The sequence below is a fragment of the Vibrio ruber DSM 16370 genome, assembly GCF_900163965.1.
Classification (GTDB): domain Bacteria; phylum Pseudomonadota; class Gammaproteobacteria; order Enterobacterales; family Vibrionaceae; genus Vibrio; species Vibrio ruber.
In genome coordinates this window covers 18,253-32,514 of record NZ_FULE01000046.1, presented here as the reverse complement: position 1 = coordinate 32,514, position 14,262 = coordinate 18,253, and the positions used below count along the sequence as shown (strand labels likewise).

The window sequence follows — 14,262 nt, the reverse complement described above, 5'->3', positions numbered from 1 at the left end:
TTGGCACATATTGAATTCATTTGGTGGTGGATGTTATTTCTCTTACCACTGCCACTATTGGTCACTAAATTACTGCCACCGCACCGGCAACCGGCTGCGATTCAACTCACTTATCTCCCGACAGAAGGCAGCCTGACTAAACCCAGCCATTGGTTTAGTCAATTGATGGCCGGGGCGATTTGGGTGGCGCTGGTCGTTGCCTGTGCCCGCCCGGCTTGGTTTGGCGACCCGATCACCGTTCAGCCGAAACACCGGGATCTAATGCTGGTGGTTGATTTGTCTTACTCAATGAGCCAGAAAGATATGAAAAACGGTGATGAGTATATTGATCGACTCACCGCTGTGAAGCAAGTCCTCGACCCATTTATTGAAAAACGGCAGGGAGACAGGCTGGGACTGGTGCTCTTCGCGGATCACGCTTACCTGCAAACACCACTCACATTTGATCGCGAGACCGTACGCAGACAGTTGAATCAGACCGTTTTGAAATTAATCGGTACGGAAACCGCAATAGGCGAAGGAATCGGTCTGGCGACAAAAACGTTTGTTGACGGACAAGCACCGCAAAGAGTGATGATTTTACTCAGTGACGGCACCAACACTGCCGGGGTGCTGGATCCGATTCAGGCGGCTGAAATTGCGAAAAAGTATCACGCGGTTATTTATACCGTCGGGATTGGCGCCGGAGAAATGGTGGTGAAAGATTTTGTGTTCACACGTAAAGTCAATACCGCTCGTGATTTGGACGAGAAGACCCTCAAACAGATTGCCCACATCACCGGAGGCAAATATTTCCGTGCCCGCAACAGTCAGGATCTGGAAGATATCTATGCAACCATTAATCAATTAGAGCCGGTTCAACAAGCCAGTCAGACTTGGCGTCCACAAAGTGAGTGGTTCATTTATCCGCTGGCTCTGGCCTTAGTCCTTTCATTTATTTTGGTGATCGTCAGGAGAAATCATGTCTGATTTTGTATTTCTCAATCCGGTCTGGTTGATCGGGCTCCTTCCTGTCGCCTTGCTGCTCGCATGGCTGGCCTTGCGCAAAAAACAGCAATCGTTGATTGCACCACACATTGCTCAGGCGCTCGGTCTGTATCATGAAGCGACGTCAACATATAAACTGATTCTGCTGGCACTGTGTTGGACCATAGCAATCGTGGCCCTTTCCGGCCCGAGCTTCGAACGTCAGCTTCGCCCGACTTATAGCAATACCGCAGCCCGGGTACTGGTGATGGACATGTCCCGCTCGATGTATGCCACCGATAATCAGCCCAGCCGACTCATCCAAGCGCGCTATAAAGCCGTTGATTTACTGAAACGCTGGAAAGAAGGGGTCACCGGTCTGGTGGCTTATGCGGCAGATGCCTACACCATCAGCCCAATGACAACCGATACTGCGACCATTCGTAACCTGCTCCCTAATCTGACCCCTGATATTATGCCGTATCAAGGCGCTGATGCCGCCCGAGGTGTCAAACAAGCAATTCAAATGATGGAGGATGCCGGGCTCCATCAGGGCGCAATTATTTTAATCACCGATGAACTTGACGCCAATGAGCGCCAAGAGATTAGCGATTTGCTTTCCGGTACACGCTGGCAATTGGCAATATTAGGCATGGGCTCACGTTCCGGAGCACCAATCCCAACGGAAAATGGCGCACTACTCAAAACAGCGCAGGGTCAGACCGTGATTGCCAAAGCTAATTTCAGTGACATGAAATCTCTGGCTCAGTCACTACACGGCACGTTTATTTCAGTTCAGCTCAACAATCAGGATGTAGATACACTGGTTGATGCAACGCAAATCAATACCGCTGAACATCAAATCTCCGGCAAGCAGCAAGTGACAGACCGGATAAATCAAGGTTACTGGCTTATTCCGCTGTTGCTGATTCCGGCTTTGATGATGTTCCGTAAAGGATTGATTTTTGGTTGGGTGGTCTTGGTGATTTCAACGGGAATCGTGCCCCGGGTGCAAGCATCACCGTGGCTCAATCACGATCAGGAAGCGAAACGTCTCTTCGATGCCAAGGACTATCAACAATCAGCGCAGCAGTTTTCCGACCCGGACTGGAAAGCAGCGGCCTATTATCGTTCCGGAGATTATCAGCGAGCGATTGAAGCACTCTCATCCATCAAGTCTCCGACACCACGTCAGCAGTATAACCTGGCAAATGCGTACGCTAAGCACGGTGATTTGCAACAGGCGATTGATCTGTATCAGCAGGTGCTGGCGCAAGATCCTGACAATCAGGATGCCCGGCATAACCTTGATGTGGTGAAAAAAGCACAACAGCAACAGCAACAGCAACAGCAACAGCAACAGCAACAGCAACAGCAACAAAAAAATAGCAACACCGCTGCGCAAAACCAATCTTCATCCTCGCGCCAACAGCAGAGCAAGTCTCAGCAGGGGCAGTCTTCAAAAGAGACGTCAAAAAGACAGTCACAGACAGCCAAGTCGCAGCAACAAGAGCAAGCTCAGCGTCATCAGTCACAGCAACAAAGCCAAAGCCAAAGCCAAAGCCAAAGCCAAAGCCAAAGCCAAAGCCAAAGCCAAAGCCAGCAATCAGAGCAAAATCGCTCCCTGCGTCAAGGCAAAGATGTGCAGCCCAAGGATGAACAAACGCAAAAAAATGCGCCGGCTAAGCAATTTCAGCAGCAACAGGCATCAAATAATCAAGCGGATCAGGCGTCACCATCTCACACACAGAAACGCCCCTCTGATCCTGAGTTCCGTAAATTGGAACAGGTTGAAAATGCCAGAGATCCCAGCCGTCTGCTGCGGGCAGAACTGATGCTTCAGGCTGAACAGAAAGAACCACCAGAGGACAATCACAAATCATGGTAAACAGACCCCGGCACTCACTTAAAAGTATATTCTGGATCCTGTTCATCGGTCTGATGGTCAGCCTGAGCACTCAGGCTGCTACCTATGCGACTGTCAGCAAGAATAAGGTGACCCGGAATGAATTATTCCAGCTTCAGATCATCACCGATCAAAAAGCGTCCGGCGACGATGTGAATTTTGACAAACTCACCCCCGACTTTTTCGTCAATCGTCCGAGTTTTGGCACATCGACCAACATTATCAACGGTGATCGCAGCGTCCGGAGTGAGTGGGATGTCTCGATTGCTGCAACGCGTACCGGGATCGTCACCATTCCCAGCTTTGAAGTCAATGGAGAAAAGACCCAGCCGATTGCGATTCAGGTCGTCCAAGACTCCACATTACCGAATACTGGTGATCTGATAGAAATTCATTCAACCCTCGACAAAGAGACCCTCTACCCGGATGAAAGTACGCTATTGCATGTCAAAATGATGGTGAAGGTCAACCCTCGTCGTCTTCAGGATACCAAGATCACGCCTCCGTCGGTGAAGGGCATGAATTTAGAAGCCGCCAGTGACTCAGAACAACACCGCGAGATTATCAATGGCTTGTCGGTCACCGTCGTGCAGCAGACATTCAGGGTCACCGCCCAAAAGCCGGGGCGCTTTACCATCACAGAACCTCAGTTTCGCAGTACCTTGCTCTATAGTGGCATGAATGGTGAAACCAAAGTGCTGACCCTCAGTACCACGGCCAAGCAATTCCCGATTCAGGTCATGGCAAAACCGAAAAACTATCAAGGTGTCTGGCTCCCGACTGCCAGCCTATCCCTCACACAACGCTGGACGGATAGTCAAGGGAAGCCAATCTCCGGTAGCAGTGCCGCGCTCAAAGTGGGAGACTCAATCACCCGGACGCTTGAACTGAAGATCAAAGGCGTAAGTCAGGATAAAATCCCCGACCTGCAAATCAACTACCCGGATAGCGTGCGTGTCTATCAGGAAAAACCGCAATTTAAAACGTTGGATAACGATGAGGTGGTGATGACGCTCAAACAGGTGTTGATCCCCAATCAATCCGGCCAAATCAAATTACCGGGGATGTCTTTCAACTGGTGGAATACGCAGAAACACCGCCAACGCCGGGCGATGCTCACCGGCCTGACACTCAATGTCGCCAAAGGTGCACCGGTCGATACAGTGATATCTCTGCCGCAATCCCCCGAAAAAGCATCTGCCGCCCCTCAGGAGATCCAGATTAAAGATCCCGGCATCTGGCCATACCTGACTGCGCTTTTTGCGTTCCTCTGGATTATGACGACGGGTTGCTGGCTCTATCGTATTTGGCATACCAAGCGCTTGTCTCCCGTAGCAACACCGGACTTGCCGACAGCCACTGAGCATCTGTCTCTGCAAGACGCCTTAAAGCAGCAAGACGGGATTCGCATTCAACATCTGGTGCAAGTCCAAATGGCTGAGCTGGGATTATCTGCGCAAGAAAGAGAACCGATCGAAAATGAAGTGAGCAAACTTCAGGCGTCGATCTACTCATCCCGGCAAGAAGCCTACGACCCGAAACCACTGCTGCGATTGTTAGCTGAAGCGGAAAAACAGCACAAGAAAAACCGTAAAAAGCAGGACAAGACCTTACCAGACCTTTAAATCCGCGGGTTTGAGCATTTAGGGCATTATTGCGCTTCGCGCAGTGATGCCCTGTCAATTGCTCCCAATCTCACGATCAAATTGTCGCCATGTATCAAACTGTCATCATGTAACCAACCTGTGACCAACCGCGATCAATGATATGGGCTGGCTTTCGCCAGATCGCTTTCCGGTGTATAACTTGTTTCTGTATCACTTGCGTATGTCACTGGTTTTAACGGTGACTTTCCATCTCACGATCAATCAGGGACTCAGACCATCTATGCGGACAAAATCTCCCTCTCTTGTGCTAATGATGTTCATCACTTGCCTGAGTTTTTCCGCTATGGCGCAAATCGACCAGGTGCTCGTTGATAAGTCCAAACGACGGCTTTATCTGCTGGAACAAGGAGAGACGATCAAAACCTATCGCATTGCCCTCGGCAAGTTTCCGCAAGATCCGAAACATCAGGAAGGTGATCAGCGGACACCCGAAGGTGACTATGTGCTCGATGCGATTAATCTTCATTCCAATTTCTATAAAGCGTTTCACATCAGTTATCCGTCTGCCAAAGACATTGCCTATGCGCAGCAACACGGCTTAAATCCCGGTGGTGATATTCATATTCATGGCTTGAAGAACGGTTATCAGCGTCCTCCGGAGTTTATTCAAAGTTTTGACTGGACCAATGGTTGTATTGCCCTAACCAATCAAGAGATGGATGAATTGATTCGTTTGGTGCCGGTTGGCACACCGATCCATATTACGTGGTAATGAGGCATGATCCTCATGAAGAGTAGTCATAGAAAGTAGTCATAAAGCGCAATGGTCACTGCGCTGATCACATCAATTATCTGCTCCGTTTTTCACCATTAAATCTCAAAAAGTCTGTTATTGAACCGGTTTCCTGAGCGTCAATCAGGAAACCGGAGGACGAATTCAATTATGGACGCATTGATGACAACACGACATGATAATGATAGTGCGCTGCATCTAACAGGAATTCCGGATGAACACTCGGTGTCCAGGAATCATCACCACCGATCCCCATATGAAAGCCATCCACATTCAGGTAAATCACATCATCAGCACTCAGCTCATGGGTATGCTTGGCGGTTTCAAGCATTGCCTGTGAGTAGCGGCTGACACTGAAATAGAACGTCCCCTGCACCGTAATTCCTCCCAACGCGAGTTTTCGGGTATCACAACGCAATCCGTTATCCGTCGGGAAAATATAAGGCGTATGCATCTCGCTCACTGTCGCATCATAATGTCCGAAGCGTGCGGACAGACAACGATCCGGGTAGTTTTCGTGCGGCCCGCGGCCAAACCATGTCACACGCTCGGTTAACGGCAGTGCACAAGAAAATCCGACTCGTGGCAGAGACGGTAATGTCGTACATGGATACACATCGACATCAACCCGCATTTCACCCTGCTGATTCACCGTGTAACACCATTGCGTCCGCAATACCTGTCCGGTCGGCGAGGTATAATCAAATTGCGTTTTAATCATCACACAATGCTGCCCTGACTCAACCGTCATACTGACGCACCGTCCTGCCAGACGATCAAGCCCGGCCTGCTTCCAGCGCGCCATCCAGCTATTCGGGTCAGGTCGATCTACTTCACTGGTCCCGATATCATTATCGAGCGGTGCACGATAGAAGTTATCTTTCAACGGTGCCGCTAATAACGGCTCTCCCTGTCGCTCCCAATGCGTGAGATAACCGCTGCCTCGGTGGAACGTCCACTGTTGCTCTGCGACCGTGACAATCACCTGCTCATCTGATTCAGAGACATGAATGTCGGTCGATGGTGTTACCTTGTCCATGGGTAAGCGGGGAGATGCAGCCTTCAGTTCAAACTGCGCCTGCGCCACCGAATGACGAGCCGGCGCCCAAAGCGTCTGTCCCGCTAACAGTAAATCAATATTCAGATGATAAATTTTCTCCGGCTGATAAAGACGCTGCTCAAGAGGCAATTCGATGCAGTGTTCCGCTTCAGGTGCTATCACAACCGTGTGCTCCCCTGCCGAAATTGCGACGCCGTCTTCCAGCTCCGTCCAGCAACAAATCAGTGCTTCTTCGGCAAACTGATGTTCACTGAACAACGTCAACCGATGTTGACCATCAAATTCAATCCGGTAGAACTGCTGAGCTCGCTTCGCTTCCAATAATGTCGGATGAACCGTACGATCCGGCCAGATTAAGCCATTGATACAAAACTGACGATCATTAATTTCATCGCCGAAATCCCCGCCATATGCCCAGTAATGCCGGCCGTGCTCATCCCACTTTGAAAGCCCCTGATCAACCCAGTCCCAGATAAATCCGCCTTGCAGGCGTGGGTACTGGCGAAACGCCTGCCAATATTTATCAAAACTGCCGAGGCTATTCCCCATTGCATGGGCATATTCACACAGAATTAGCGGACGCTGTTCACCGGGCCGGCCAATCCAGTCTTTAATTGCATATTTCGGATTCGTACCCCCCTGATGCTGGTCAACCCGGGCATACATCGGACAGATAATATCCGTGGCAGCCGTATCGGCACCGCCCCCCTCATACTGGATCGGGCGTGACGGATCGCGCTGCTTAGTCCACTGATACATGGCATGATGGTTCAGACCGATACCGGATTCATTCCCCAATGACCAGATAATCACTGACGGATGATTTTTATCCCGTTCCACCAAGCCAATCATGCGCTGCATGTAAGCATGATTCCATTGCGGATCCTCAGATAAACGGCACATCGGAAACTGGCCGTGCGTCTCGATATTGGCTTCGTCGACCACATACAAACCATACTGATCACAGAGTTCATACCAGCGCGGATGATTCGGGTAATGCGAGGTGCGCACCGCATTAAAGTTGTGCTGCTTCATCAACAGAATATCTTTGACCATCGTCGCTTCATCGACATAGTGACCGGTTTCCGGATGGTGTTCATGACGATTCACACCGCGAATCAACAGGGCTTTACCATTGACTTTGAGCAACCCATCTTCAATGGCAACGGTGCGGAATCCGACCGAGAAGGCTTCACACTCAATCACCTGTGACTGCTCATCCAACAGCGCGACGACACAACGGTACAAATAAGGGGTTTGCTCATTCCAGTGACGGGGACGAGAGATGGTCAGATGGTGTTCGACCTGATCCGCCCAGCCGCCTTTCTCATCAACCGCATGCTGATTGGTGGCGCAACACGTATCTTCCTGCATGACGACCGGCTGGCCTGCGGCATCAAACAGCATCACCTCAACCCGGTGGTTGGCTGTCTGCTGACTGAGTTTCGTCGTCACGCGCAGTGCCCCGTCCTGATAGAGTGCATCCAGTTCCGGACGGATAAAAACGTCGTTGATTGCGATAGCGGGCTTGTGATAAATATATACATCGCGAAAAATACCACTCAGCCACCACATATCCTGATCTTCCAGATAAGAACCGTCAGACCAGCGTATCACCATGACGACAAGACGATTATGACCGGGATGGATATGACCCGTTAAGTCAAATTCTGCCGGTAGTCGGCTGTCCTGCGCATAACCAACCCATTGACCATTACACCACAGATGAAACGCTGAATTTACCCCTTCAAACAGGATGCGAGTCTGTTCTCCGGTGGCTGGTTCCACAACAAAATCACGAGCATAACACCCGGTCGGATTCTGTGCGGGTACCGTGGGTGCGCAGTCAGGAAACGGATACTTCACATTGGTATAGATCGGATGATCAAACCCTTGCAGCTGCCAGTTACCGGGAACCTCAATCTGTTCCCATGCCGATAAGTCACTTTCCGGCTCAATGACCGATACATCCACCATTTCCGGGGCAGAATAGAATTTGAATGCCCATTGTCCGTTCAGATAATGGCGACTACTCGCAAGACTCTGACGGGCATCTTCGATTTGACGATAGCTGTGTAGCGGAACGTGAGCTGACAGAGTATGCATCCGGACAGCGCCCGGATTCTGCCAGTCTCGACTGGCAATAATATCTTGAAAAGTTCGCATGAATACCTCGTTGTCGGCAGGAGGGAAATATCCATCCTGCCTGTGTTTTTCTCATCAATGCAGTTGTTTTGAAGTGGCTAAGTAGTTACGCGGTAGTTTCTTTGACCGTATTGAAAGGATGATCTTCAAGCACCTCCGGCTGGAATCCTTCATGCAGACGATAATAACGTTTATAAACTAACGCACTCACAATCATCAATAAAGTTGGAATACCAATCATTAATGCTTGCAGTCCGAGAATGGTTCCTTCTGATTGTTGTACATTCGGCACATAACCAATCGCGGAGAGACCGACGCCGACAATAAATGCACCAGCCGCGCTGGCAAATTTAACCAGCATGGTTTGAACCGAAAAAATCACACTTTCGCTGCGGCGGCCGGTAATATGCTCACCATAATCGACCACGTCAGCCAGCATCACGGTTTGCAGACCGTTGGTGATCCCGACACCGAATTTGATCGCCGCACCGGAAAGACCAATTAAATACACGTTGCCCGGATCAACCACGCCCATGACGACCAATAGCAGGCATGACAAAATCGGGAACATACAGGCGATCACCCACAGATGTTTGCGCGGCAATAATGCCGCCAGTCGCGGAAAGAGGAAAATCCCGGCAACTTCAGCCGCACCGGCAACCATCATATAAACCGGGAACAGCTCTTTATTACCGACAGCATAGGTAAAGTAGTAAATGGCGAAGCCACCAACCAGCATATTACCGATCTGAAACGCCAGTACGGTCGCAATTAATACTTTCAACTGATCATTACCGCCAATAATACTGATGGCGTCTTTCAGGCCAAATTTCTCAACCGTCTGTCCTGCAACTACCTTTTCTTTGACGTTCTTAAACGTAATCAGTGCACTGAGGATAAATAAAACCGCAATGATGAGCGACAGTTCAAAGAACCCTTGACCCTGATCGTCACCGCCCAGTTTTGTCACCATCCATAGACCATAACTACCGATCACAAACCAGGCAAAGCTGGCAAACAGCCGCGGCCAGACGACTAACTTTTCGCGTTCCCGGCGCGATCCGGAAATAGCAGGAATCATTGACCAGAACGGAATATCCATCACGGTATAGGTCAACCCCCATAAAATGTAAATCACCGCGGCATAAACATAAGCCGTGGTGCCTTCAAACATGTGTGAACAAAAAAGAGCAACCAGCACAAACGCATTGATGGCAGACCCAATCAGAATCCACGGACGAAATTTGCCGTAACGAGAGCGCGTGTTATCGACCACAATGCCCATCATCGGGTCGGTGATCGCATCAATCACCCGGGCTGCCAGAAATACCATCCCGACATATGCGGCAGAGAGTTCAACAACATCGGTAAAGTAGAACATCAGAAATATATAAATAGGTGCACAGGCAAAATCTTTACCTAATGCGCCAAGACCGTAGGATAATTTGGTTTTCAGCTCAATATGAGTCTCGTTATATGTTTCATTCATAGGGATGTTTTATCGTTATGTTGTTGGAGATGTTGCGTACTATATTGAGTGAATTGTAATAAAACTGTGATCGTCTCACCGTTTAGTGAAAACGTTTCCACAGATATGCAACTATCAGAAAGAGATCACATTATGCCTCTGAAAAGATAGTCCGGGAGCGTGAATAAAACAGCCTCAAGATAGGCAGAGAAATGCGCCTGAAGTCAGGCACATCATAGGATCTCCACAAGAGAGAGGTAGAGATAAAAAGTTATTTCCATTGATCATTGCAACACAGACCAGCACCGAAGTAGACCGTGAACATCCCCGAATGTAAACGATATCATCACCTCCAGAGGTGGTACTTGTTACACACTGGTTGCCGTTCCGACAGGCAGCGATGCAAAGGGTTTAATTTCCTTCAAAACGAACATACTCTGCATCTCTTTAATCCCCGGTAAACGCCGAATCACTGACATTGCAAATTCCGCATAAGAATCGAGATCATGAGAGACGACTTGAATCAAGAAGTCAGCATCGCCCCCGATACTGTAACAGGCAACAACATTCTCAAGCGCAGTCACTTCTTGCTCAAACTTACGTGCTTCGGCTTCACTGTGGCTATCAATCGTCACCCGGACGAAAACCATCACACCCAAGCCTATTTTTTTCCGATCCAAAACCGCACGGTACCCTTGAATAATTTCATCGTCTTCCAACTTACGGACTTTACGCCAGCAGGGTGAAGATGACATGCCGATTTGATCTGCCAGCTCCTGATTGGTCATTCGTGCATCTTGTTGCAATAAGGTCAAAATTTGAGTATCTGTCTTTGTCAGCGCCACTAGGGTTAAATCCTTTCATTTTTTTGCCATTTATCGGGTAATTTTGCCCTACAAGCATTTTTCCTAACGTGATATAGGTAACAAATTTCTATCATTCTGATGCATAATGTTTAACAACAACAACGTCAAAACATGGCTGGTAAAACATAGTTGGTAAAACAATAGTTACAGTTCATCACAATTTATTAGTTCACCAAGGATGGAATTTAATGATTCTACATGTTGTGCTATTTACCTTTAAAAAAAACTGGAGTTGGTCTTCCACAAATGCAATCGAGGCAGAACAAGCAACACGTAATCATCCTCGCCATATTGAGGAAATAAAAGGATGGATATGTGGACGAAATATATCTCGCCGGGAAATTGCTGCCGACTTTATCGTCATTGGAATATTTAACAACACAGATGATTTGGAAAAATATATCGTTCATCCAAATCATAGAGAAGGTGTTGAAAAATGGAAAGCGATTGCTGAATGGAATATTGTCGATATTGACTTGTCCACCGATTTTTCTCTGGCAACCGGATATCTGGATTTGTTATCCACCCTGTAAATACGATTTAAAAAATGAGAGATAAATTCATGGAATTTGATGCAAGCAAACACAAATGCACCATTATTGTTGATCAAGACTTACCCCCCGGCTTAGCCATTAATGCTGCCAGTGTCATTGGTATCAGTTTTGGTAAAACAGTAACAAATCTTGTTGGCCCTGATATGCACAGTATGGATAACGTTAATTACCCCGGCGTCATATATGCACCGCTCCCGGTTCTACTGTCGACCGGAGAACATATCCAAAACCTGCTTGCCATCGCTGAGCAAGATGAACAGATTTATACCATGCCTTTTAGTGCATTGGCGCAATCATGTAAAACGTATGATGAATATGGTGAAAGAATATCTTCGGTGACGAGCCAACATATTGAACTGGTTGCGATTGGTATCATTGGTCCGAAAAAAACCATTAATAAATTAACGGGTAATCTGCCGTTATTTAAATAAACCGCCAGACATTTAATAACCTCCAATTAAACATATAGAGAATTTATTAAGGATGATCTCATGTATGCGATTTTTAAAGATGAATTGGTAAAACAAGCCAAAGATATTTTTCATCAACATGAAAAATTTGAAAATGGCGAATATTCTCAACAGCAACTGATTCATCATCAAGAAAAAAATCTTAAAGAAGTTCTAAAATATGTTATCGATGGTTCTGGTTTTTATAAAAAACATTTATCAGGAATAACAGCGTCAGATATCGATAAATTTTCTCTTTCTGCGTTGAGCACATTACCATTTACTACCAAGAATGATCTCCGTGAAAATAGAAATTGCCTTGCTTCGGCACCACTCGATAAAAGTTGGATATACTACGAAACAACCGGCACGACAGGGGCACCCACACCATGTCCCCGGAGTGAAATAGACTCAATCTATAATAATACGCCCCTGATTCTGCGCTACGGACAAATTTTTCAACAGCATGGCGATAAGCATATTGTTGGCGTCATGGGGCCGACCGAATTGCACTCAACGGGTGATACATTTGAAGATGTATTCCGCAGTTTAGGCCATAGTGTGGTCAAAATGTGGCCTCGCTCTCCGGTTGTCGGTATGAACCGCACGATGGCACTCATCAACGAGTTACAAATTACAGCACTGGTGTGCACACCGGCAGTGGCAATCAACCTCGCCCGATACCTCAAGAAACATCATGTATCTCCGGCAGAAACAAGTGTACGGGTCATTCTGACATTAGGAGAATTAACCACACCGGCTTTGCTGCGGAACATCGGTGAAACATGGGGTGCACAAGTATACAATTGTATGTACGCCTCTCAGGAATCGTCTATTTTAGCAGTTTGTGACCGCGACCAGTCACTCTACACCGTCCCGATGAATAACTACTATGAGTTAGTCGATCCGAACAGTGGTGAAGTGCTCCCGGCTTCAGAAACCGAAACCAGCGGTGAGTTGGTAATCACTCACTTATATCAGGGGCAGAAACCACTCATTCGCTATCGTACCGGAGATATGGTCAGAGCAACACGCATGTCTGACGGTCGGCTGAAGATTGTTCCGATTGGTCGGGTTCGGGATACATTAACGTTAGGTGGTTGCAACTACTGCGCGTGGGATATTGAGGCCGCCCTGCTGGAAAAACTGACCGGCTGCTTAGATTATGCCATTCAGATTGATGAAAAAAATGGTATCGATCACTTAAATATTATCGTTGAGTTAATCGACGATATCCCGCAACAAGCCGTGATGCTCGCGCAGACCAAGGCTTATATGGCAGACAAAATCCGCCACGTTGAAATCGATATTCAGGTTGGTGAGACCACCAATATTACCAGTACATCTGCAATGGTCAGCTGGAAAGCCGCCAGACTGCATGATTTAAGAGCACAAGGCGATAACGCTGATCGCGACGCAGCCATTGCACTATTAGGTCGGGGGTTTCAATAATGACCGACACCGTCACTCAAACAAAACCACAGCAAGCGCATCCAGATATCCACCACCCTTTTATCTATCTGGACGATGAATACCAACCAGCGATGGAAGCTTCGATTCCGATTACAACACAAGCATTTAATTATGGGACAGGGGTTTTTGAAGGGATCCGGGCTTATCTTGCAGAAGACCAGCGCACTTTGAACATTTTTCAGTTAGATGCGCATATTGAACGGTTCATCAATTCTTCGAAACTTCTCCTGATTGATCACTTACCATCTCATCAAGAGATGAAAGCAATTATTCTTGAGCTGCTGAGAAAAAATCAGGCCGGCACAGATTGTTATATCCGCCCGATTGCCTTTAAAAAGAGCCTGCTTCCCGGGCAAGGATTTGGGGTCAAACTCTCTGGTGTCAGTTCAGGGCTGGCGATTAATAGTTTAAACATGCCTTCGGTATCAGCACAGAAGAGCCTGCGCTGTACCATTTCAAACTGGAGAAGGGTATCCGATAATTCGATTCCGGCACGGGCAAAAATTACCGGCAGCTATATCAACTCGGCACTCGCAATGGAGTCAGCGTACCGCGCCGGATACGATGATGCCATCATGCTCAATGTTCACGGCAACATTGCCGAGGCGACGACATCGAATGTCTTCTTAGTCAAAAAAAATAAACTCATTACACCGGCGATTAACTCTCACATTCTCGAGGGTATTACCAGAAGCACGGTGATTACTCTGGCAACAGAAGAGTTAGGTCTTGAAGTTGAGGAGCGAGATATTTCCCCCTCCGAACTCTTTGCTGCAAATGAATGTTTTCTGACCGGGACGGGGATAGAAGTCACCCCTGTAGAGCAGATTGATCACTGTTATTTCAATAGTGCTGAACCACACAGTCTCACCTCAGAAATTCAACGTTTGTATCTCAAATCGGTTCGGGGACAACTGAGCCATTTTAAACACTGGTTAACGAGTGTGAATTGATGATTATCATGGAGAGATAGAC

General features: G+C 47.7%; 11 protein-coding genes. 8 read left to right on the top strand and 3 right to left on the bottom strand.

What is annotated here, in order from left to right; translation table 11 throughout:
* The 4 genes from VR7878_RS16080 to VR7878_RS16065 all read left to right on the top strand — a co-directional run bounded on the left by VR7878_RS16080 (position 1) and on the right by VR7878_RS16065 (position 5,251).
* Entirely contained in the window at positions 1-969 is a 969-nt protein-coding gene (locus tag VR7878_RS16080; protein WP_077337063.1) for a vWA domain-containing protein, read from the top strand.
* Complete coding sequence (locus VR7878_RS16075) at positions 962-2,854, top strand: vWA domain-containing protein (RefSeq protein ID WP_077337062.1); 1,893 nt, start codon at positions 962-964, stop codon at positions 2,852-2,854. The genes VR7878_RS16080 and VR7878_RS16075 overlap by 8 nt, the downstream gene beginning before the upstream one ends.
* On the top strand, positions 2,848-4,497 hold the full coding sequence (locus VR7878_RS16070; protein WP_235862903.1) for a BatD family protein: 1,650 nt from the start codon (positions 2,848-2,850) through the stop codon (positions 4,495-4,497). The genes VR7878_RS16075 and VR7878_RS16070 overlap by 7 nt, the downstream gene beginning before the upstream one ends.
* 262 nt (positions 4,498-4,759) lie before the next feature.
* Positions 4,760-5,251 (top strand): L,D-transpeptidase family protein, encoded by a 492-nt coding sequence (locus VR7878_RS16065; RefSeq protein ID WP_077337140.1) that lies wholly within the window; start codon positions 4,760-4,762, stop codon positions 5,249-5,251.
* Between the two features lie 169 nt (positions 5,252-5,420).
* On the opposite strand, the gene VR7878_RS16060 is transcribed toward VR7878_RS16065, so the two are convergent.
* From VR7878_RS16060 to VR7878_RS16050, 3 genes are all read right to left on the bottom strand, one after another.
* Positions 5,421-8,498 (bottom strand): beta-galactosidase, encoded by a 3,078-nt coding sequence (locus VR7878_RS16060; RefSeq protein ID WP_077337061.1) that lies wholly within the window; start codon positions 8,496-8,498, stop codon positions 5,421-5,423.
* An 85-nt stretch (positions 8,499-8,583) separates the two neighbouring features.
* A complete protein-coding gene (melB, locus tag VR7878_RS16055) occupies positions 8,584-9,966 on the bottom strand; it encodes a melibiose:sodium transporter MelB (RefSeq protein ID WP_077337060.1) in 1,383 nt (460 codons plus the stop codon).
* Positions 9,967-10,313: 347 nt separating this feature from the next.
* A complete protein-coding gene (locus VR7878_RS16050) occupies positions 10,314-10,790 on the bottom strand; it encodes an Lrp/AsnC family transcriptional regulator (RefSeq protein ID WP_077337059.1) in 477 nt (158 codons plus the stop codon).
* A 209-nt stretch (positions 10,791-10,999) separates the two neighbouring features.
* Between VR7878_RS16050 and VR7878_RS16045 the strand changes: the two genes are divergently transcribed.
* Genes VR7878_RS16045 through VR7878_RS16030 form a run of 4 tightly spaced genes read left to right on the top strand, consistent with a single transcriptional unit; the run spans position 11,000 to position 14,240 of the window.
* Entirely contained in the window at positions 11,000-11,344 is a 345-nt protein-coding gene (locus VR7878_RS16045; RefSeq protein WP_077337058.1) for a Dabb family protein, read from the top strand.
* A 29-nt stretch (positions 11,345-11,373) separates the two neighbouring features.
* Positions 11,374-11,796 (top strand): DUF2000 domain-containing protein, encoded by a 423-nt coding sequence (locus VR7878_RS16040; protein WP_077337057.1) that lies wholly within the window; start codon positions 11,374-11,376, stop codon positions 11,794-11,796.
* Between the two features lie 60 nt (positions 11,797-11,856).
* Positions 11,857-13,266: a phenylacetate--CoA ligase family protein gene (locus VR7878_RS16035; protein ID WP_077337056.1), complete on the top strand. Its 1,410-nt coding sequence runs from the start codon at positions 11,857-11,859 to the stop codon at positions 13,264-13,266.
* A complete protein-coding gene (locus tag VR7878_RS16030) occupies positions 13,266-14,240 on the top strand; it encodes a branched-chain amino acid transaminase (protein ID WP_077337055.1) in 975 nt (324 codons plus the stop codon). Before VR7878_RS16035 ends, VR7878_RS16030 begins: the two co-directional genes overlap by 1 nt.
* Positions 14,241-14,262: the final 22 nt, after the last annotated feature.

Bases quoted from the DNA above. Each gene is read 5' to 3' on its own strand.
- VR7878_RS16045 (WP_077337058.1), top strand. From the start codon at position 11,000: ATGATTCTACATGTTGTGCTATTTACCTTTAAAAAAAACTGGAGTTGG.
- VR7878_RS16040 (WP_077337057.1), top strand. From the start codon at position 11,374: ATGGAATTTGATGCAAGCAAACACAAATGCACCATTATTGTTGATCAA.
- VR7878_RS16070 (WP_235862903.1), top strand. From the start codon at position 2,848: ATGGTAAACAGACCCCGGCACTCACTTAAAAGTATATTCTGGATCCTG.
- melB (WP_077337060.1), bottom strand. From the start codon at position 9,966: ATGAATGAAACATATAACGAGACTCATATTGAGCTGAAAACCAAATTA.
- VR7878_RS16065 (WP_077337140.1), top strand. From the start codon at position 4,760: ATGCGGACAAAATCTCCCTCTCTTGTGCTAATGATGTTCATCACTTGC.
- VR7878_RS16075 (WP_077337062.1), top strand. From the start codon at position 962: ATGTCTGATTTTGTATTTCTCAATCCGGTCTGGTTGATCGGGCTCCTT.
- VR7878_RS16030 (WP_077337055.1), top strand. From the start codon at position 13,266: ATGACCGACACCGTCACTCAAACAAAACCACAGCAAGCGCATCCAGAT.
- VR7878_RS16060 (WP_077337061.1), bottom strand. From the start codon at position 8,498: ATGCGAACTTTTCAAGATATTATTGCCAGTCGAGACTGGCAGAATCCG.
- VR7878_RS16035 (WP_077337056.1), top strand. From the start codon at position 11,857: ATGTATGCGATTTTTAAAGATGAATTGGTAAAACAAGCCAAAGATATT.